Origin of the sequence: Aerosakkonema funiforme FACHB-1375 (assembly GCF_014696265.1) — a bacterium.
Taxonomy (GTDB): Bacteria; Cyanobacteriota; Cyanobacteriia; order Cyanobacteriales; family Aerosakkonemataceae; genus Aerosakkonema; species Aerosakkonema funiforme_A.
This window is the reverse complement of record NZ_JACJPW010000141.1, coordinates 1-18,818: the sequence shown is the minus strand read 5'-3', so window position 1 is coordinate 18,818 and position 18,818 is coordinate 1. Positions and strand designations below refer to the sequence as shown.

Below are 18,818 nucleotides of genomic sequence, written 5' to 3'. Positions count from 1 at the left end.
ACCTGGGGTGCGATAGTCTAAACTCCAGTTCTTTAAGAAACCGGGTTTTTTAACCATTCTTTGTAGGTTGGGTTGAGCCAAGTTGTGTAGATTTGTAGGGGCGAAGCATTCGGGCGACAATCGCTCGCTCAAAACGCTAGATTTTATATCCGAATGCTTCGACCTCCCCTTACTCGCATAACCCCTTTTATTTTGAATGTAGAGACGTTTCATGAAACGTCTCTACAGTAAGTTCTCTCAACCCAACCTAAAACTTAGCAGAAAAGTACCCGGAGAGGGTACTGCCGAACCTGCTTCTGATTTCCGAGAATACAAACAAGAGCTTACGCAGCGGTCTTGTGAGGATCGGGTTTCTCAAACAAGATTAGCAAAAACTAAAATTTTTTCCAAAATTTCCTGTTTTGAATGAGTAGGCTCTGGAAAGGTAAGCGAAGTTGATTTTTCAATTTTTATCTTTTGCGAAGAGAAGGATTTGACCACATGAAACTCTTGAAAACATTAAAATCTATGGCTGTCATGGCCTTATTGTCTGTAGGCATGACTGGATTTAGTTTTCCCTCTGCGGCGAGTGCCAGTACAGTAGTAGCTCGCAGCGTCAGTTATGAGCGCACAGTGACAACATATTATGGCGGAAGCGGAAGTGGATATCGAGTTGCTAGTGCTGGCTACTGTCGCCGAGTTAGTACAAATGGCGGTCGGCTGAATGTCCGTCGAGTTCCAGGAGGACGTATTGTCGGCAAATTATACAACGGAACTCGTGTCAGAATTAGCGGTTATAGCTCCAACGGTTGGGTAAGAGTTACTGGCCCAATTAGCGGTTATGTATCTGGAGCCTATCTGAGCTATTGCCGATAAGATAATTTCGCCGATAAGTTGAAGGAGCGATCGCACTTAAATTTTACCATGAAAATTGTGCGATCGCTCCGCTCGAATATCATCAATTAAAACAGACTCTGTGGAAGGGAGTCTGTTTTTTCCGTGCGCCAAGTTTAGAAACCGTTTTTCTAGCAAATACCCAGGCAAATAAAGATGCTTAATGCAGAAATATTATTAAATATCGCTATACCGATATTGAGTTTGTAAAAACTCTATTATATATTCACTAACTTGGATATTTTTTGTTATAAAAATGCGTCTTTGAACACGGCATAATCAAAACTTTGGATCGAAAAATATTTGATGATACCGTGTCCAAATTAGAATAATTGACTAGAAATAACCAGTCTCTACAAATCAGCTATTTCGGATTGCCGGAGCGTTTGCTAAGGTTTCTGCACCTTTTTTCATTGCTTCAATATCCGGAGATGACCAGGGACGAGCTTCTTTGCAGTGATGAGCAATTAGCAATCCCCACAATCTGACGGAATTGAGAATGGGCGCGACTAAATTAGCGCGAACTTGCATACTGCGGAGATAATCTCGGTGACAAGGGTTGACGATCTCTGATTCTATATCTGCGATCGCTCTCATCCTTCCCGCCAGATACATTTGTGCGTATTCATCATCAAAACAATCGTCCGGGCCTGTCGATCCTAAAATCGATAACTGCTTAGAACTTATGGATTCAAAGGTAATTTGACCTTTCCACTCGCGATAAAAGTAATATAAGACGACGCGATCGACTTGCAGAAACTCTCTCAGCTCATCTGTAGTTTGTTGAATTAAAGCATCCCGTTCTAGAGTTTTAGCAAGACGGTCAGCAAATCTTCGCATATCAGGATCGCCGTAAGGCACGGTGGGATTGGAGTCTGAGTTTTTATCGAAGTTATTTGGCACGGAATGGTAACTCATGCTAAATCAAGAGAATTTGCAGCTTTTGTTATGATAGCCTTTCCAATTCTCAAAACAGTATTCAAATTGGCGAGCGTCTTAACTTAAAGTGTTATGGCGAAGTTTTTCACAGTTCTTAAAAAAATGTTAAGAAGTGCAATAACAGAACTATTTTTATTTCTAATAACTACTGTATATGTATAACTAAAATAATTTCTGATAAAATCAAGCGAAACACAGAGAGCTTTAGAAGGATTGATTTTTCATAATTAGCTTGGTTCTTCCGTACTTAGTGTGGAAAACCGCTTTTTTGAGCATTGGGGATTGGGCATTGGGAATGGAAATGCTTACACAGCAAAGATTAGCGTCATAAATTAGCTTTACTTATCACACCATGTACGCAAGAGCCGATGTGAGTAAAGGCATCCAAGTTTGGGCATTTGGCATCGGCTTTGTAATTGAGATCACTGAGATGTGATAGGCTGCATCACTCAAAAATCCAGTAATTCTCACAGGTTAGTTATCGAAGCGATCGCACTTGCCTTGGCGAAAACACGGCACATTAGATATGTAGGGTTCAACCCACTGCCATGATGTACCCAGTAAATCTTCTTCCCGGTGCAATTTCTGAAATTCTCGCCTCTGTTACCGATACTGGTGTTCTTACGGTAGCCGATCGCTACGGACTCCTAGCAGCTATCCTCGATGAAAGCTTGGATGAAGAAGACAGATGCTCTCTCAACAGACTGCTGAGAGCCGTACTCAAAGGACGGGTGAAAATTGTCGACGACCTCTCAGCCGCCGCTTGAGATCGAGATGGAGAGTAAGTATTCCTGCTGATGAAAATCGCCGCTTCTAACTTTCCCTAGATTAAAAAGCGAACAATCACATACAATGCTGCCATTATCAGTTGCAGCGTCATCACAGGTAAGCCGTATTTCAGAAAAGTTTTAAACGAAATTCGGCGTCCGTGCAGTTCGGAAATTCCTGCCGCTACGATGTTGGAAGAAGCACCTACCATCGTACCGTTTCCTCCTAAAGTTGCACCGAACATCATGGCATAAAATAACGGTAGCACTTCTGGTGGGAACTGTCCTTGAAAGTTTGGGGATAGTACTTCTGAGCTTACTAAGCCTACATTAACTACGTATTGTTTGAGTAATGGCACCATCGCCACCACAAGCGGAATATTGGGAACGACGCTCGATATAATTCCGACAAAAAAGAGGATAGCTATTGAGCCAAACGCAATATTTTTGCCTAAAACTATTGCCAATAATCCTGATAAACTGCCAACTACACCAGTTTTTTCCAACCCCCCAATAAGCACAAAGATAGACATAAAAAATATCAATGTACTCCAGTCAACATCCCTCAATATATTATTGACAGAATCTATTTTGCTATGGTGTGAAAGTAGCAATGCTAAAACTGCTCCCAACAAAGCAACTGTCGCTGGAGAAATTGGGGTCGGCAGCATTTCTCCGATGACGAAGAAAATTAATACGAAAGCCACTATTAATGCGCCAACTGCTAAAACGCGGGGATGATTAATCTTTGGGTGTGGCAAATGTTCTAGGTCGTCTAAATTTTTCTGCCATATTGGGCGGAATAAAAATGGGAGAATAGCTATCACCGTGAAAATAGCGATCGCACCTCCCAAACTCAAGCGAACTAGGTAATCTGTAAAGCTAATATTGACTGCATCTCCCACAATGAAAGTGGCGGGGTCGCCAACAATTGTTAGCAAGCCAGCGCTATTAGCAATAAAAACCATTAAGATCAGCAAGGGCACAAAATCCACACCTACTTCTTCTGCTATAGGTGGAATTAAAGGTGCTAGCAACATTACGGTGGTGGCATTTGGTAAAAAGGCACAAATGGGAGTGGTAATAGCCACAATACCTAAAAGTAGGCGATTGCCTTTTCCTTTAGCCAACAAAACTATTTGAGTTCCTAAGTAATCAAAAATTTTGGTTGGCTCAAACGATCGCACGAGTACCATTACTCCGAAGAATAAGCTCAGTGTTGCATGACTTTGACCGATGTATCCTATAGCTTCTGTTAAAGTCATGACGTGAGCGAAAACTAATATCAATGCCCCTAAAAAGGCAGCGATCGTTAGGTGTATCCACTCAGTCATGATTAAGAAAATTACACCGACAAAGGTTAAAGTAGCAATAATAGCTTGCCAGTTTTCCACGAACTACCCCTCTACTGAGTTAGATACTCGATCGCATCGTACAAAAAAAAGCCACCCGCGTAAAGGTGGCGTAATAAAAAAATAATATTTGGGGCTGATTGTAATGTTGGCAAGCACAAACATTACAAACTTTTCTGGCCAATGTTCGATCTTTAATAGACATCTCCAGAAAAGAATCTTAAAGGCAGGCAGGATGCCTACCCCACAAGAATTTTTGGAGATGTCTAATGAGTACTCAATCAACAGTGTCGGGAATTCCTAACACGGCGCAGGGGAAATTACAACCTAGTTTTTGCACGATAGGTTCGTCGGAAGATTTGCAGCCAAGGAAAAGTATATCTGCGGATTTCGATTCTACAACTTTTCTCAGTTCTGTAGCTACAGAACCGAATCGAAGATGGGCTGCGAAAGCATCCCGCCATTCCTCAACGAGACAGCGTGCCTGCCATAAAATACTTTCCGCTTGTTCAAAAGAATAGTATTCAGAAAAAGTTTCTTTGAGCGAGCAAGAATCTATCGATGTTTTGAGTTTAGTTCGAGTTAATACAGGCGTGCCCGATTTCGAGCCAGAGGCTGATAAAAACTCTATTGACATCGCATCAATTGAAGATTTCCTGAAAATATCCTGGCGCTGGTTACTTTGATTTTGTTCTAGAACGTAGACAACTTGAACTGTGACTTGCTTACTCGTAGCCAAACGTGTTTGATGAGCAATTAAAAGGCTAATATCTAAAGCCGCGTGGCTTTTGGGAGAGCCATTATACCCTACAACTAAAGTGAGCGAATTTGATGATTCATCTGCCGCAATAACTGTTTTTTTTGGTTGTGGCAACAATACAATTCGATCGCATAAATCATCTCGACCTAATGAGCTTTGCAGTCGCATTAACATTGATTTGATGTTCACAAGCTTCTCCCTTTTAAAGGAAATAATGGTGTAATCTACTCGTCTTGGGTAAAATACCGATCGAGGAAATTCAAGGCGTGATTGCGGAGTTCAAAATATTCTTTACTCTGTCGGATTTCCTGACGGTTGCGGGGATGGGGAAAAGGCACCTCTAAAATCTCTCCTATTGTAGCAGCAGGGCCGTTCGTCATCAAGACTATGCGATCGGACATATAAATCGCCTCATCGACATCGTGGGTAATCATCATTACTGCTTGCTTATGGCTTTCCCAAATATTGAGAACTTGTCGCTGCAATTTACCGCGAGTCAGCGCATCCAGCGCCCCGAAAGGTTCGTCCATCAGTAACATTTTAGGTCGAATCGCCAAGGCTCTCGCAATGCCAACTCTTTGTTTCATCCCACCAGAAATTTCATCCGGATATTTATCTGCTGCGGCATTTAAATTCACCATCGCTAAGTGTTCGTTCACGATACTAATTTTTTCGGCGCGGGTAGCATTTTTGAGGACTTCATCAACAGCCAAACGGATGTTTTCGCGCACTGTTAGCCAGGGTAGCAGCCCATAATGTTGAAATACCATCATGCGATCGCTTCCCGGTTTGCGAACTTCTCTGCCATCTAACCACACCGTTCCAGAAGTCGGTTTTTCCAAACCTGCCACAATTTTGAGCAGTGTTGATTTGCCACATCCAGAGTGACCGATTACGGAGATATATTCATCTTCACCGATGGTGAGATCGATGCCATTTAAAACTACAAATTCACCCCCATCAGCAGTCCGGTACGACTTGAATAAATTCTCTATTTCCAGAAATCCCTGGCGGGGTAACGAACGCTCGGAGGCATTGGTAGAAACGGAAGTCGGTTTAATCATGGTAAAGTCCTCAAATGGTTTTGACTTATTCGATAGGTTGCTCGTTCCTTATGGTTCATTTGCTACTTGAACCACCAAATAACTAATGAGATCGTATCCGGTAGCATTGGTTGTACATGAGCGATCCAGGAAATTATCTGTTGGCATCAAGGGTGAAATTTTTACCACAGATGAATACAGATGAACACAGATGAACACAGATAAGAGTGCGATTTTTTTAGCAAATGATGCAACCGGGCACGATATGAATGATGACAAATGACAAAAAAATTAAGACATGAAAAAGCGAGTTGGTGCATTTGCTCGGATTTCAAAACTGTTAAGATAACCCACCGGATCGCTAGGATCGAAAGCTTTTTTGTCTATGAACGCTTCAGCGGGTTCGACTTTTTCATCTCTTGCGGGACATTGAATACCCATTTCTGTGGCAATCTCGCGATAAAGATCGGTTTTCCAAGCTTTCGCAGCCAATTCTTTTGCATTTTTGGGAAACTCTTTAATTTGTCCCCAACGAGCTGCCTGAGTCATTAACCAAATACTTTCCGATTGCCATAGAAATGTGGAATGGTCTCCCGGCTCTCTGGCAAGATTGGGTGGTAAATCGAAGAAAAGTGTTGTTTCAGGTGAATTGAGGATACGCTCTTTGTCATCAAAGCCGCCATAGTTGTACTCCCCAACAATTGCGGGACGGGTAAGCTTATCGATCGCACCTTTTTTTGGCTTAGCCCCCGTAAACGATCGATCTGTAATCAATTCGGCAACTTCTGGGCGATTTTCCGGTTTGCTGCAATACTGACAAGCTTCGATCATCGCCTTCACCAGAGAACGATAAGTTTTGGGATATTTAATGATGAAATCTTCCATCACGCCCAAAAGTCGATCGGGATGCCCTGACCAAATTTCTCTACCTTGGGCGAAGGTAAAACCAACTCCTTCATTACCTTTTATTGCCCGCGTGTTCCAAGGTTCCGCTACCATGTAAGCTTGCATTGCGCCAATTCGCACGTTTGTCACCATCTGTGGCGGCGGAATAATAATGATGCGAAACTCTTTAAAAGGATCGACACCAGCAGCAGCAGATAAGTAACGAACAAAGTATTCGTAAATAGCCGAACTGAGTACTACTGCCCAAACTTTTTTTTCGGCTGGTTGTTTGTCAAAATAGTTGCGGAAATCGCGACCGAAAGTTTCCAAATCGCCGTTATAATCCCGCCAAGGACGCAAACCGAAATCCCACATTGCCCGATTCATCGTCATGGCGTTACCGTGACGGTGAATTGTCATCGCCGCACATAAAGGTGCGTGACGTGCGCCTTCAGCTCCAATTCTGGCATTTGTGACAGCACCGGATACGACGGGTGAGGCGTCGAGGCGTCCAAAAATGATGCCGTCGCGAGAAGTTGCCCAACTAGCTTCGCGGTTAAGTTTGACGTTTAAACCGTATTTGCGAAAGAAGCCTTTTTTCCAAGCGATCGCAAATGGCGCACAGTCATTAACCGGCACGTACCCGACAGTGAGATTCGGTTTTTCTAAGGTTTTGGGATCTACGACAGGTTCGACTGCTAAAGCTTCTGGGGTGAGTCCTTTGGCAGATCGATCGCCTGAAATTGCACAAGAAGATAGTGCCATTCCCGCAGCAGCCGCACCTATTCCTTTGATAAAATCGCGACGACTCCAATAGTTATTGTCGGTGTCAATCATCATTTAACTCCACCGATTGGTAATTGCTAATTATCAGTTGTCATCGGTCAGTTGTTCGTTGCTATTAACTACTGACCCCTGACTATTGCCTAATTTGAAACAGTTGTAGGGCGGCGAGTTACTAAAACCTCAATTTTGCCCACAGCCCAATCAAGCAGTAGCCCAGTTAAACCAATTACCAGCACTGCCAAAAATACTGAACTCAGGTTTAAACGACTCCACTCATCCCACACAAAAAAGCCGATCCCGATACCGCCTGTGAGCATTTCTACGGCAACAATTACCAGCCATGCAATCCCCAAACTGATTCGCAATCCCGTAAAGATATAGGGCAAACTTGCTGGCAAAATAATCTTGGTAATTTGCCGCCATCTTGGCATTTCCAAAACTTTTGCCACATCTATATAATCTTTGGAAACGCTGGAAACGCCGAGGGCAGTGTTAATAATCGTTGGCCACAAAGATGTGATGAAAATTACAAAAATAGCCGATGGATCTGCCAAGTTGAAGATAGCTAAGGCGATGGGAAGCCAAGCTAGAGGCGATACTGGTTTAAAAATCTGAATGATGGGATTGAGCGCTAACATAGCGGGTTTGGACATCCCAATCAGAAAACCCAAGGGAATCGCTACAACTGCACCTAACAAAAATCCTAGCAATACCCGTCTTAAACTTGCCAGCAACAACCAACCAATTCCCAAATTACCGGGGCCGCGTTCGTAGAACGGGTTTAAAATGTAGTCTAAATTAGCAATCAATGCCTCTGGTGGGGTGGGCATCAATTCGTGATTGGCAAGGGCAACCGCCCACCACAGGACGATAATCCCCAAAAAACCAAGGGTAGGTAAAATTACGACATCTCGCAGAACGATCGGTTTTGCGCGTCTCCAGGCTGCCTGTCCGGCAACCGCGATCGCAGACAAATTTAGTTGTATAGCCATAGTGTCAGAAGCAGGTACAAGAATGCTGAGCAGTACCAGCCGGGGACACTGATGAGGTCAGAACTTTAAAAAAAGCTGCCTCTTCAGTCTCCTCTCAATGCCTACGAAGTTAGCTGACGGGCTAGGACTGAGAGATGTCCTTTTCTGCCAAATTTTGACTAAAAAAGGCAAAAATACGCCCCAAAATGTGGTTCCTCCGCTCCAGGTTTAAAAATCTGGATTAGGCTGACTTACTCAAAATTTTATTCATTCTATCATTGCAAGCTGGAAGAAATCAACCTCTCCTAAGACATAGGGTGTAGGCATAAGTAGTTGGTTTGGCAAAAGAATCCTCCTTGTGCTTAAGAGTTCCCTTGTCGGAACGAAGGAGAAATCTACGTTTGGGCTACTGTATTTATGCCTACAGGCTAAATTAACAATATCGTCACTCCTCAGACCGATCTAGAGGGAAGAATTATCAGTTACATTCAATACTAAGAAGATAAAATAGGCATTTTAAAGTGGGCCAATTAACAGATATGGCACAAACACAGTTTAACCAGAATTTAGAAAACGCCGATCGCATTCTCTGTTTTTACATCAACGAGACTAGCCAGATTCAAATAGTACGTTTAAGGAATATTCCCAATTTGAAGTACGAGCGCGTTATTTTTCCAGGAGAACGCTTATTTTTTGAAGCGGTGCCAAATGCTGTACTGGAAATTTATAGCTGCAAGGATGGGCAGAAAAATTTATCGATCGTGCAGCTTTGCGATCGCATCCAGGTCAACGAAGAAAGCACCATTTTAAACCCACCCAACCAGGCAAGTTTGGATTATATTTGTCTTTGAGAGAGATTTTGGCAGAGACGATCGCCTGTGTGTAACAAAGTTTCGCAGTTAAATTACTCCCTTCCCGCCGTAAGATGATCGATCGCAAGTTACCTGTTGTTCTTTTCTCCCCCACTCCCCCCTAATGCAATACATATTCTTTGAGCGGAAAGGGAGTAACCGCGCTGGGTAGGCAAAGTCTGCGATATGCTGAAAAGCTGGACTAAAAAAGCACAAAACTATGCCAGCCCTCATTAGCACAACGGCAAATATAACATTTCCTCTAGCTGCCGTCGTCGGTCAAGAAGCGATCAAACTAGCGCTGCTGCTGGCGGCGGTCGATCCGGGGTTGGGGGGAGTAGCGATCGCAGGTCGTCGCGGAACAGCCAAATCCGTTATGGCACGCGCTTTGCACGCACTCATGCCACCCATTGAAGTCGTCAAAGGTTCTTTTTGCAACGCCGACCCCAACGAGGCGGGGTCACAAACCCGGTTTCTCCAAGAAACCGGGTTTGTGGAGACAGAAGTTGTTCCCGCACCCTTCGTACAAATTCCCTTGGGAGTCACAGAAGACAGATTGTTAGGTTCAGTTGATGTAGAAGAATCGGTCAAACGCGGCAGTTCGGTATTTCAACCGGGATTATTAGCAGCAGCAAATCGAGGCGTACTCTACGTAGATGAGATTAACCTACTAGATGACCAAATTGCCAACCAACTGCTCACAGTATTATCGGAAGGACGCAACCTCATCGAACGGGAAGGAATTAGCGTCGAACATCCTTGCAAAGCACTGTTCATTGCCACTTACAATCCTGAAGAAGGAACGCTGCGAGAACATTTACTTGACAGAATTGCCATCACCCTTTCAGCTGATGGTGTATTGGGATTAGACGATCGAGTGCAAGCAGTAGAGCAAGCACTAGAATACTCCAGAAATCCCCAAGATTTCCTCGCACAATACAGCGAAGACATCGACAACCTCAAAACTCAGATCGTCTTAGCCAGAGAATGGCTCAAAGAAGTTAACATCAGCCACGATCAAATCATATATTTAGTAGAAGAAGCCATTCGCGCCGGCGTACAGGGACATAGAGCGGAATTATTCGCCGTGCGAGTTGCCAAAGCTGCTGCTGCGTTAGAAGGACGCACCAACGTTACAGCTGAAGATTTGCGTCGTGCAGTGGAACTGGTAATAGTTCCGAGAGCGACAATTGTGCAGACGCCACCGGAACAACAACCGCCGCCACCTCCGCCACCGCCACCACCACCGGAAGACCAATCCGAACAAGAACAGGATAACCAGGAAGAAGAAGAAAATCCTCAAGAACCGGAACAAGAACAAGCTAGTATCCCGGAAGAATTTGTTTTCGATCCGGAAGGAGTAATTCTTGACCCCACCGTGCTTTACTTTGCACAGATGGCGCAACGTCGCGGAAAATCAGGGACTCGCAGCAAAATCTTTTCCGAAGATAGGGGTCGCTACGTTAAACCGATGTTACCAAAAGGGCGGGTGCGACGAATTGCCGTCGATGCTACTTTACGCGCAGCTGCACCTTACCAAAAAGCGCGACGGGAACGTCAACCCAATCGACGAGTAATTGTGGAAGAAGGAGATATTCGATCGAAAAGATTGGTACGCAAAGCCGGCTCTCTGGTAGTATTCGTTGTAGATGCTTCTGGCTCGATGGCGCTCAACCGGATGCAATCAGCGAAAGGTGCGGTGATGAGTCTGTTGACCGAAGCTTACGAAAATCGCGACCAAGTATCGTTGATACCTTTCCGTGGAGAACGCGCCGATGTGCTGTTACCTCCAACTCGTTCCATTGCATTAGCGCGTCGCCGTCTGGAACTGTTACCCTGTGGTGGCGGTTCTCCTTTAGCACACGGTTTAACTCAGGCGGTGCGAGTGGGGATGAACGCACAAATGTCTGGCGATATCGGTCAAGTAGTAATTGTAGCGATTACCGACGGTCGGGGGAATATTCCTCTAGCGCGTTCTTTAGGCGAACCTTTGCCAGAAGGAGAAAAACCGGATATCAAAAACGAGCTCTTGGAAATTGCGGCGCGAATTCGAGGTTTGGGAATTCAACTGTTAGTTATCGATACCGAAAATAAGTTTATTTCCACTGGATTTGCGAAAGAATTGGCGAAGACAGCTAGCGGCAAATACTATCACTTACCCAAAGCAACAGACCAAGCTATTGCTGGGGTAGCTAGGAGTGCGATCGCAGATATGAAATCTCGATAATGGGAACTGGAAATTGCAAAGTTTAAATTTTCGATTGCCGATTTAAATTCAACCTAAAACCTGCAATCGAAAATCGGCAATTTTCATGTCGCTGGAGACTGTTAAGCCATGAAAACTTCTTCTAATTCCCTACCACCAGGTTGTATTATTCGCCCAGCAAGTGCTAGAGACATCTGGGCAATTCGGAAATTAGTATTAAGTGCGAAACTCGATCCTACCCAGTTACGCTGGCAACAATTTTGGCTTATTGAATGCGATAACATTGTAGTAGCTTGCGGACAACTGCGCTCTTTTCCCGAAGCGCAAGAATTAGGTAGTTTAGTAGTTGCACCAAATTGGCGCGATCGCGGTTTGGGTAGCTACTTAGTCACACATTTAATCCAACAATCAACCCAACCGCTTTATCTGGAATGTGTAGGTAAAAAATTGGCAGATTTTTATACACGTTTTGGTTTTGTACCTGTTTCCTGGCAAGAGTTATCATCATCGCTAAAATGGAAGTTTGGCTTAACTCAAATAGCTGCTAAACTAATCCCAATCATCTCTGTAACCATTATGCAGTATCGCAGATCGGAAATATCGCCAGATGCAAAACAAACTCCCGTACCTTGACTTCATTCATCAAGAACTTCAACTTTCCCCAAACCAAGGCAATCAACCTTTAGTGATAGATTTATTTGCAGGTTGCGGCGGACTTGCCCTTGGTTTTGAAGCCGCAGGTTTTCAAACCGTTGGCTACGAAATATTAGAAGATGCCTGCTTAACTTATAGCCACAATCTGCGTAATTTATGTTATAATATTACTTTAATGCCCTCATCAGATTTAGTTGATGGTGCAACAGTAATAATTGCAGGGCCACCATGCCAACCTTTTAGCGTCGGCGGACATCAACTAGGACTAAAAGATAGTCGCGATGGCTTCCCAACATTTATTTCTGCTGTTAAGCGCTATCGTCCAGAAATTGCTTTATTTGAAAATGTGCGGGGAATGCTATTCCGCAACAAAGCATACTTTGAAGAAATTGTTATCGCTTTGCAAGAACTAGGATATTTTGTGGAATGGCAAATTTTAAATGCTGCCAATTATGGAGTTCCACAAAAAAGAGAACGGCTTTTTTGCGTGGCGCACAGAGGCGGTTGGAAATGGCCTGTAAAAACGCATCTCAAATCGCCCTACACTGCTGGAGAAGCATTAGAAGAACTGGCATTTTCTGCCCCACCAGAATCAAAATTTCTTACTCCTAGCATGGATGAATATGTTAAAAAATATGAGATAGCATCCAAATGTATCAAACCTAGAGATTTGCATCTTGATGCGCCTTCTAGAACTGTTACTTGTCGTAATTTATGCGGTGCGACTGGCGATATGTTACGAATACGTTTAGCCGACGGACGCAGGCGAAGACTGACAGTTAGAGAAGGTGCGCGACTTCAGAGTTTCCCAGATTGGTTTAAATTTAAAGGTTCTGAAAATAGCCAGTTCAACCAGATTGGTAATGCAGTTCCACCAATATTAGCGAAAGCTTTAGCTTCTTCTGTAAAAACGTATTTAGATAGTGGCGATCGAAATATCCTAAAATCTTTCATTTTCCCTCAAGCTAATAACTCATCTACTGCTACACTGAAACCTTGTAAAACAGTCTGAGTGCTAACTACCTCATCAGAAATAAACACAAGTCGTTGATTTTGAGTAATTACAATAATCCAGCGATTATCAGGAAACACCAACCAAACTTCGTGACAACCCGATTGCAAGTATTCTTGTGCTTTAGCAATTACCTCTTCTGCAAAATCTGTAGGTGAAACTATCTCAGCAATTAGCGGGAAACTTTGGGGAAGTACAGCAGGTTCGCCAAATTGGGCGAGCAATTCTGGTGTCAGATATGCAACATCAGGATAACGTCCCTGTTTATTAGTTCGACAAGGTACTTCTGTATAAACTTCTCCTCCTTGTCCGCTGGAATCCTTGTAATTTCTCCAGTAGGTAGATAATTTGGCTTGAATCCGACTGTGCTTGAGTGTCATTCCGTTTTTCTCCACTAATTGCCCATCTACCCATTCTTTACGATCTGGAGGATTTTGCATCCAATCTTCCAGTGAAAAAACCTCCGATATTTGGGGTGCAAGTGTAGAAGCGATCATGGCTATTTGCTCTCCTGTTTAGCACTTAGTACAAAAATAGCATCAGGTTACCTTTGATTGCCCTCACCAAACATAATTTGTAGGGTGGGCAATGCCCACCATTTTGTCTGGAGAAGGGTGACGGCCAATTTGGTGGGCAATGCCCACCCTACGTTTAATGACGATGTTCTCGATAAAGACGAAGTGCATAAATTCCTGCTGGAGTTTCTCTGAATTCTTTGATTGTTGTTGCCATTTCGCTGTTAATCGCATCTATTTGAGGCAGTTTCATAGGATGTTCTGGAGGCAGTAAAGTGGGAGCGGATAGGGCGGCAAAAGTCAAGTCTGCTGCGGAAAATTTATCGCCAATTAAGTAGGGACGACCATCAGATAAGCGTTGGCTTACTTTATCAAAAATCTCTCTAATTTTTTCTAAGGAAGTGGCAGATGAAGCGGCTGTAACGTTCAATGATTTTTGCACGATGCGACGCATTAAGGGAAACGCGATCGCAAATCCCATTTGCTCTATTTGGGGAGTTCCTTCGCACCAACCTCGACGCATGGCTTCCCGGTCATTAAGGCGATAAAAATATGCCCAACATCGCGCGGACACACCAAGCTGGCTATCAAATAATTCTTCCCATTTTTCAACTTCCTGGCGGAGATTCCATTCCGTTGGATAAAGTTGCCGACTTCCGTCATTTTTGCCGTTCAAGTAATGCAAAATATCTGTTGAATCGACTAAAGCAACCTCTGGCGCTACCAAAACCGGAACGCTTTTGCCACCGAGAGAACGAGTTGCGAGTCGATGAAAAAGGGGTACGTGGCGTTCTTCAATGTAAGGAATTTCTAGCCAATCCAATGCCCAGCGGACTTTCTCGCAGTAATGGCTAATTGGAATAGTAATTAATCGGTAAGATGGCGATCGATCGAGGCTGTGTTCTTTCATGATGTATAGCTTTATTGAACCTGTTGCCAAGATTGCTGATTTAAGAGGAGCGTTTCCGTCATTTTCGCTAGCTTTTGTAGCATTTCCTGATGTGATTCGGCACGTTGTTTATACTCCCGCTTTCTCTGAAGTGCCGCCCGTGCTAAGTCTTCCCGCTTTTGTTTGAGCGCCTGTATCGCAACTCGTTGCCAAACATCGATTTCCTTGAGTTCTTGAGTGTACTGAGGTTGAATTGTATCCCAAGTAACTCGAATTTGGGAGAGGGCTCGATCGACTAACTGGATAGCATCATCTTGTTTGGCTTCCTTGAGCGATCGGCCTACAGGTTCGGCTAAACTATCAACATTGATATTCGCCAGCATAGGGATAAAATCTACCACCTGCTGGCTGTAGCTAACACCGGTCTTGCACCAAGTAGCAAAGTGTTCGCAATTGTTAAACAGCAAATTGTATTTTTGTTCGCCTAAACGACTTTCAGCACGACGGATCGTTACATCGGGAATGAAACAAGTTTGGTACTGCTTTACATAAACTTTTGAACCTTGAGCCATCGTAGCAATGGAAGTGCGTTCAATGGTAGCGCTCGTTTTGCGGTAGTGAATCACAGTTCCATCGCCGCAGTCAATACCGTGATGCTGGTAAACACCTTCAATCGTGAGAAACTGTCGAATCGCATAAATTTGATCGCCTCGTGCCATAAGTCGTTAGTTTCACTCTTCCCAGTATTGCCAACTATTCAAAAATTTTACTTAATAAATTTTTGAAGTTATACCGCAATCTATTTTGGCTCAATTATTAGATTCAGTATATGGGTCGTCCTTTGGCAGTATGACTGTAACTGTTGTTTCTTGATTGGGTACACTCTCGATCGTTAAAGTACCTCCATGTAATTCGGCTAAATGCTTGGCGATCGCTAACCCCAATCCAGAGCCTTGTTGTTCGTAAAGTTTGCGTTCAAATTGCATATAAGCTCCCAAATTAGCAATTTGCTCGGCTTTCATCCCCCGCCCTCGATCGCTTACAGATAAAATAAACGAATTTTTGTCTACTTCAGTGACAACATCCACTCTCGTTCCAGGCTCAGAGAATTTGAACGCATTGTCCACCAATTCTTCAACCAACTTATTCAGACGTTGAGCAGACATCCTGACCTGACCATCTTGCAATTGTAAGCGCAAATCGGCTCTTCGCTCTGCTTGTTCTGCTTGGTATATCGCTCGCTCTGCAATAATTGAATCGATGCTTTCTGTATAGTGGCTGCGTAGCATTTTTATGCGCTCTGGTACGTTAGCGATTAACTCTAGATCTGCATATAACAAAAAGTTTTGTATTAATCGATATAACCGACGACCAGAAACGTGAATATGCTCAACCATTTCTCTAATTTCAAGCAGATCTGGCCGATTTAGTTCCGTAAGTAAAATCTCTGAAAATCCCAGAATTCCATTCAATGGAGTTCGTAGCTCATGCGGAAGAGAAAAAGTAATATTATTACGCAATTCTTCCATTTTTTGTGCTTGTTTTTGCTCGATCAGTGCTTGTTTTTCCAATCGAGTCTCAATTGCTTTCAGTAATTCAACTGGCCGACATGGCTTAGTTAGATAATCGTCAGCTCCCAATTCCATACCTTTGCGAGTATTGGCTTTATCAGCTAAAGCTGTCAGAAAAATGAAAGGAATCATCGCTGTAGTTGAGTCACCTCTCAATGCCTGTAGGACGCTGTAGCCATCTAGATCGGGCATTGTCACATCACAAATAATCAAATCTGGCCTAATTTCTTTGGCAGTCTGAATACCTTTTAAGCCATTTTCTGCGGCTGTAGCCTCAAAATTTTGCTCTTGCAACAGATCCAAGATATTCTCTCTAATTGCTTGCTCGTCTTCGATCAGCAAAATCTTTGTCATTTTTTCTTCCTCAATAAATAGAATTTACTTCTGTTTCGACAGCTAGAATTTACAGACCGCTAATCTAAATCTGATTTAGCTGGCAATATTTGTAGACTTTTCCCCGCTAACAATCTTTCTTCAAAGTCACGTACATTCAAAGGCTTGTCAAATAAATAACCTTGCATCTCATCACAATCATTATAATATAAAAAGTTTAATTCTGCTTGCGTTTCTACTCCTTCAGCAACTAAATTTAATTTGAGATCGTGAGCCATCTGTATAATATTTTTGGTAATCAACTTCGTTTTAGGGTCGCTATTAACTTTACCAATGAAAGATTTGTCTATTTTCAACGTTTCAAATGGAAATTGTTGTAGATAACTCAAAGAAGAATACCCCGTCCCAAAATCGTCAATGGCAATCTGTACTCCTAGCGCCTTAAAAGCCGTCAATCTCACAATGCTGACTTCTGTATTTTGCATAAGTACGCTTTCAGTTAATTCAAGCTCAAGGTATTTTGGATCTAATCCTGTTTCTATTAATAGTTGGTAGACTCTAGAATATAGGTCTGGTTGATTGAACTGCCGTGCGGATATGTTTACGGCTATCCGCAAATCGGAGAACCCAGCATTATGCCATCCTTTTGTTTGCTGACAAGCTGTTTTCAAGACCCACTCACCTATAGGAACTATCAAGTTGGTTTCCTCGGCAATGGGAATAAATCTAGCAGGCGAGATTATCCCTAGTTGTGAATGATTCCATCGCAAAAGAGCTTCTGCACCGACAATTTTCCCAGTACGTAGGCTGACTTTCGGTTGATAATATACTTCAAGTTCTTCTCTCTCTAAAGCATATCCTAAGCTAGTCTGTAAAGCGAGATTTTCAGAAGTTATTATTTGGAAACTGCTGCGATAAAATGTGTATAAATTTCCTCCGTTTTCCTTGGATTTAAGCATAGCTTTATAACTGGATAACAGTAATTTTTCTAAATCATCTCCATCACACATATAAAAAGCAATGCCGATGCTAACGGTGATGATAAGTTTGCTATTGTTTTCTATTAGGAAAGGTTTACAAAGCTCATCTATAATAGTTTGTGCTATTTTAGAAATTCCTTTTTTGGTTTGTGGCGTTGCTATAATAATGACAAACTCATCCGTATTTAAGCGAGCGATTGTATTGCTTTCTTCAACGCATTTATGTAACCGCTCGGCTACAGCTTTTAGTAATAAATCGCAACTTGAATGTCCTAAAAATTCAACGATTTTTTCAAATCTATCTAAGCTCAGATACAAAATAGAAATAAGTTGCTTAGAACCGGCTGGTAATTGTTTTTTATGAGATAAATTCCAAGTTATAATTTGATTAAAGCGCTCTTCTAGTAAAAGTCGATTCGGTAGCTCGGTTAAGCTATCATATTTTCGGGATTTATTCAGTTGTTGTGATGCTTGCTTAAGGGCAGTAGTATAAACTCCAGTAATAATAGTTTGCTTGGCGAGTCGAGTAGCGATCGCATTTAACAATTCCTGTGGTTTACACGGTTTGATCAGATAGTCATCTGCCCCTAGCTCCATTCCCTTGCGAGTATTAGCTCTATCCGCCAATGCAGTCAAAAAGATAAACGGAATTACTGCTGTCAAAGGATCTTGACGTAACCCTGCCAGAACAGCGTAACCATCTAGTTCGGGCATCATTACGTCACAAAGAATTAGATCGGGCAGAATCTCTTGAGCTAAAGATATACCCAAGCGACCATTTTTGGCGGCAATGACCTTAAACCTTTGCGCCTCTAAAATATCTATAATATTCGCTCGAATCAGCTCATCATCTTCAATGACTAAGATCTTCGTGCCCGGTTTGGCTGTTGTGGAAATTAAGGTGTTGTGATTTGACATCTTTTTGGGATTAATTAATCTTGCAAACTGGTTAATTGATTGAGAATGGCTATTTCACGGGCGCACTCTTGTTGCAAAATTTTTAGATAGTGAGCCCGTGCTTGCTCCGTTGGAGCTAATTTGAGCATTTGAATCCCCATCGTGATGTTAGATAATGGATCGCGTAAATCTTGAGAAAGTTTCTGCAATAACTCTTCTTTACTGTTACTAAGTCTTTGGAGATCTTGGACTCTTCTTTGTAAACTTCTAGCTTTGTTTCGTTGCTCTTGATATTGCTCGATATAGATAGCTTGTTTTTTGAGTCTGCTGGAGATCGCACTCAGTAATTCAGTTGCAGTACACGGCTTAGTAATATAATCATCAGCTCCCAGTTCCATTGCCAAACGCACATCTTCCCGTTCTGTTTTAAGTAGTCGGACAAAAGTAATCGACACTGTATGAACTTTTGTTAAGGCACTTGCAGGAGTGCGATCGCTACCCACGGATAGTACAAATGTATTGTAAAAATTGACA

17 protein-coding genes, 1 pseudogene and 1 riboswitch are annotated in these 18,818 nt (G+C 42.8%); of the genes and pseudogenes, 6 read left to right on the top strand and 12 right to left on the bottom strand.

What is annotated here, in order from left to right; all coding sequences use genetic code 11:
• Nucleotides 1–507 precede the first annotated feature (507 nt).
• Complete coding sequence (locus H6G03_RS33045) at nucleotides 508–855, top strand: SH3 domain-containing protein (protein ID WP_190474391.1); 348 nt, start codon at nucleotides 508–510, stop codon at nucleotides 853–855.
• A gap of 378 nt (nucleotides 856–1,233) precedes the next feature.
• On the opposite strand, the gene H6G03_RS33040 is transcribed toward H6G03_RS33045, so the two are convergent.
• Nucleotides 1,234–1,791 carry a GAF domain-containing protein gene (locus H6G03_RS33040; RefSeq protein WP_322112019.1) on the bottom strand — a complete coding sequence of 186 codons (558 nt, stop codon included), beginning with the start codon at nucleotides 1,789–1,791 and terminating at the stop codon, nucleotides 1,234–1,236.
• A gap of 572 nt (nucleotides 1,792–2,363) precedes the next feature.
• Between H6G03_RS33040 and H6G03_RS38445 the strand changes: the two genes are divergently transcribed.
• Nucleotides 2,364–2,579 (top strand): hypothetical protein, encoded by a 216-nt coding sequence (locus H6G03_RS38445; RefSeq protein WP_191056755.1) that lies wholly within the window; start codon nucleotides 2,364–2,366, stop codon nucleotides 2,577–2,579.
• A 56-nt stretch (nucleotides 2,580–2,635) separates the two neighbouring features.
• Here the strand turns inward: H6G03_RS38445 and H6G03_RS33035 are convergent, their stop codons facing one another.
• The 5 genes from H6G03_RS33035 to ntrB form a co-directional block, all read right to left on the bottom strand.
• Entirely contained in the window at nucleotides 2,636–3,973 is a 1,338-nt protein-coding gene (locus H6G03_RS33035) for an ArsB/NhaD family transporter (protein ID WP_190474389.1), read from the bottom strand.
• A gap of 235 nt (nucleotides 3,974–4,208) precedes the next feature.
• The gene (locus tag H6G03_RS33030; protein WP_322112018.1) at nucleotides 4,209–4,880 is read right to left on the bottom strand and encodes a universal stress protein; all 672 of its coding nucleotides are present in this window, start codon (nucleotides 4,878–4,880) and stop codon (nucleotides 4,209–4,211) included.
• Nucleotides 4,881–4,915: 35 nt separating this feature from the next.
• Complete coding sequence (locus H6G03_RS33025; RefSeq protein WP_190474387.1) at nucleotides 4,916–5,755, bottom strand: ABC transporter ATP-binding protein; 840 nt, start codon at nucleotides 5,753–5,755, stop codon at nucleotides 4,916–4,918.
• Between the two features lie 270 nt (nucleotides 5,756–6,025).
• Nucleotides 6,026–7,456 carry an ABC transporter substrate-binding protein gene (locus H6G03_RS33020; RefSeq protein ID WP_190474393.1) on the bottom strand — a complete coding sequence of 477 codons (1,431 nt, stop codon included), beginning with the start codon at nucleotides 7,454–7,456 and terminating at the stop codon, nucleotides 6,026–6,028.
• A gap of 89 nt (nucleotides 7,457–7,545) precedes the next feature.
• On the bottom strand, nucleotides 7,546–8,397 hold the full coding sequence (ntrB, locus tag H6G03_RS33015; RefSeq protein WP_190474385.1) for a nitrate ABC transporter permease: 852 nt from the start codon (nucleotides 8,395–8,397) through the stop codon (nucleotides 7,546–7,548).
• A gap of 83 nt (nucleotides 8,398–8,480) precedes the next feature.
• Nucleotides 8,481–8,634: riboswitch (cyclic di-AMP (ydaO/yuaA leader) on the bottom strand.
• A 281-nt stretch (nucleotides 8,635–8,915) separates the two neighbouring features.
• Here ntrB and H6G03_RS33010 point away from each other — a divergent pair.
• The 4 genes from H6G03_RS33010 to H6G03_RS32995 all read left to right on the top strand — a co-directional run bounded on the left by H6G03_RS33010 (nucleotide 8,916) and on the right by H6G03_RS32995 (nucleotide 13,099).
• Nucleotides 8,916–9,227 carry a DUF1830 domain-containing protein gene (locus H6G03_RS33010; protein WP_190474384.1) on the top strand — a complete coding sequence of 104 codons (312 nt, stop codon included), beginning with the start codon at nucleotides 8,916–8,918 and terminating at the stop codon, nucleotides 9,225–9,227.
• Nucleotides 9,228–9,447: 220 nt separating this feature from the next.
• Nucleotides 9,448–11,454, top strand: a complete 2,007-nt coding sequence (gene bchD / locus H6G03_RS33005; protein ID WP_190474382.1) for a magnesium chelatase ATPase subunit D — start codon at nucleotides 9,448–9,450, stop codon at nucleotides 11,452–11,454.
• A 108-nt stretch (nucleotides 11,455–11,562) separates the two neighbouring features.
• Nucleotides 11,563–12,066, top strand: a complete 504-nt coding sequence (locus tag H6G03_RS33000) for a GNAT family N-acetyltransferase (RefSeq protein WP_190474380.1) — start codon at nucleotides 11,563–11,565, stop codon at nucleotides 12,064–12,066.
• Nucleotides 12,041–13,099, top strand: a complete 1,059-nt coding sequence (locus H6G03_RS32995; protein ID WP_190474378.1) for a DNA cytosine methyltransferase — start codon at nucleotides 12,041–12,043, stop codon at nucleotides 13,097–13,099. The genes H6G03_RS33000 and H6G03_RS32995 overlap by 26 nt, the downstream gene beginning before the upstream one ends.
• On the opposite strand, the gene H6G03_RS32990 is transcribed toward H6G03_RS32995, so the two are convergent.
• The 6 genes and pseudogenes from H6G03_RS32990 to H6G03_RS32965 all read right to left on the bottom strand — a co-directional run.
• Nucleotides 13,048–13,596: a Uma2 family endonuclease gene (locus H6G03_RS32990; protein ID WP_190474376.1), complete on the bottom strand. Its 549-nt coding sequence runs from the start codon at nucleotides 13,594–13,596 to the stop codon at nucleotides 13,048–13,050. The two genes, H6G03_RS32995 and H6G03_RS32990, sit on opposite strands and share 52 nt — an antisense overlap.
• A 154-nt stretch (nucleotides 13,597–13,750) precedes the next feature.
• Nucleotides 13,751–14,524 carry a glutathione S-transferase family protein gene (locus tag H6G03_RS32985; protein ID WP_190474374.1) on the bottom strand — a complete coding sequence of 258 codons (774 nt, stop codon included), beginning with the start codon at nucleotides 14,522–14,524 and terminating at the stop codon, nucleotides 13,751–13,753.
• 11 nt (nucleotides 14,525–14,535) lie between these two features.
• Nucleotides 14,536–15,222, bottom strand: a complete 687-nt coding sequence (locus tag H6G03_RS32980; protein ID WP_190474372.1) for a lecithin retinol acyltransferase family protein — start codon at nucleotides 15,220–15,222, stop codon at nucleotides 14,536–14,538.
• Nucleotides 15,223–15,312: 90 nt separating this feature from the next.
• Complete coding sequence (locus tag H6G03_RS32975) at nucleotides 15,313–16,428, bottom strand: hybrid sensor histidine kinase/response regulator (protein ID WP_190474370.1); 1,116 nt, start codon at nucleotides 16,426–16,428, stop codon at nucleotides 15,313–15,315.
• A 59-nt stretch (nucleotides 16,429–16,487) separates the two neighbouring features.
• The gene (locus tag H6G03_RS32970) at nucleotides 16,488–18,305 is read right to left on the bottom strand and encodes a putative bifunctional diguanylate cyclase/phosphodiesterase (RefSeq protein ID WP_190474368.1); all 1,818 of its coding nucleotides are present in this window, start codon (nucleotides 18,303–18,305) and stop codon (nucleotides 16,488–16,490) included.
• Between the two features lie 14 nt (nucleotides 18,306–18,319).
• Nucleotides 18,320–18,818, bottom strand: a pseudogene (locus H6G03_RS32965) (histidine kinase dimerization/phospho-acceptor domain-containing protein); the annotation flags it as partial.

What these genes read in the sequence shown, in the direction of transcription:
- H6G03_RS33045 (WP_190474391.1), top strand. Translation starts at nt 508, where the DNA reads ATGGCTGTCATGGCCTTATTGTCTGTAGGCATGACTGGATTTAGTTTT.
- H6G03_RS33040 (WP_322112019.1), bottom strand. Translation starts at nt 1,791, where the DNA reads ATGAGTTACCATTCCGTGCCAAATAACTTCGATAAAAACTCAGACTCC.
- H6G03_RS38445 (WP_191056755.1), top strand. Translation starts at nt 2,364, where the DNA reads ATGTACCCAGTAAATCTTCTTCCCGGTGCAATTTCTGAAATTCTCGCC.
- H6G03_RS33025 (WP_190474387.1), bottom strand. Translation starts at nt 5,755, where the DNA reads ATGATTAAACCGACTTCCGTTTCTACCAATGCCTCCGAGCGTTCGTTA.
- H6G03_RS33020 (WP_190474393.1), bottom strand. Translation starts at nt 7,456, where the DNA reads ATGATTGACACCGACAATAACTATTGGAGTCGTCGCGATTTTATCAAA.
- ntrB (WP_190474385.1), bottom strand. Translation starts at nt 8,397, where the DNA reads ATGGCTATACAACTAAATTTGTCTGCGATCGCGGTTGCCGGACAGGCA.
- H6G03_RS33010 (WP_190474384.1), top strand. Translation starts at nt 8,916, where the DNA reads ATGGCACAAACACAGTTTAACCAGAATTTAGAAAACGCCGATCGCATT.
- bchD (WP_190474382.1), top strand. Translation starts at nt 9,448, where the DNA reads ATGCCAGCCCTCATTAGCACAACGGCAAATATAACATTTCCTCTAGCT.
- H6G03_RS33000 (WP_190474380.1), top strand. Translation starts at nt 11,563, where the DNA reads ATGAAAACTTCTTCTAATTCCCTACCACCAGGTTGTATTATTCGCCCA.
- H6G03_RS32995 (WP_190474378.1), top strand. Translation starts at nt 12,041, where the DNA reads ATGCAAAACAAACTCCCGTACCTTGACTTCATTCATCAAGAACTTCAA.
- H6G03_RS32990 (WP_190474376.1), bottom strand. Translation starts at nt 13,596, where the DNA reads ATGATCGCTTCTACACTTGCACCCCAAATATCGGAGGTTTTTTCACTG.
- H6G03_RS32985 (WP_190474374.1), bottom strand. Translation starts at nt 14,524, where the DNA reads ATGAAAGAACACAGCCTCGATCGATCGCCATCTTACCGATTAATTACT.
- H6G03_RS32980 (WP_190474372.1), bottom strand. Translation starts at nt 15,222, where the DNA reads ATGGCACGAGGCGATCAAATTTATGCGATTCGACAGTTTCTCACGATT.
- H6G03_RS32975 (WP_190474370.1), bottom strand. Translation starts at nt 16,428, where the DNA reads ATGACAAAGATTTTGCTGATCGAAGACGAGCAAGCAATTAGAGAGAAT.
- H6G03_RS32970 (WP_190474368.1), bottom strand. Translation starts at nt 18,305, where the DNA reads ATGTCAAATCACAACACCTTAATTTCCACAACAGCCAAACCGGGCACG.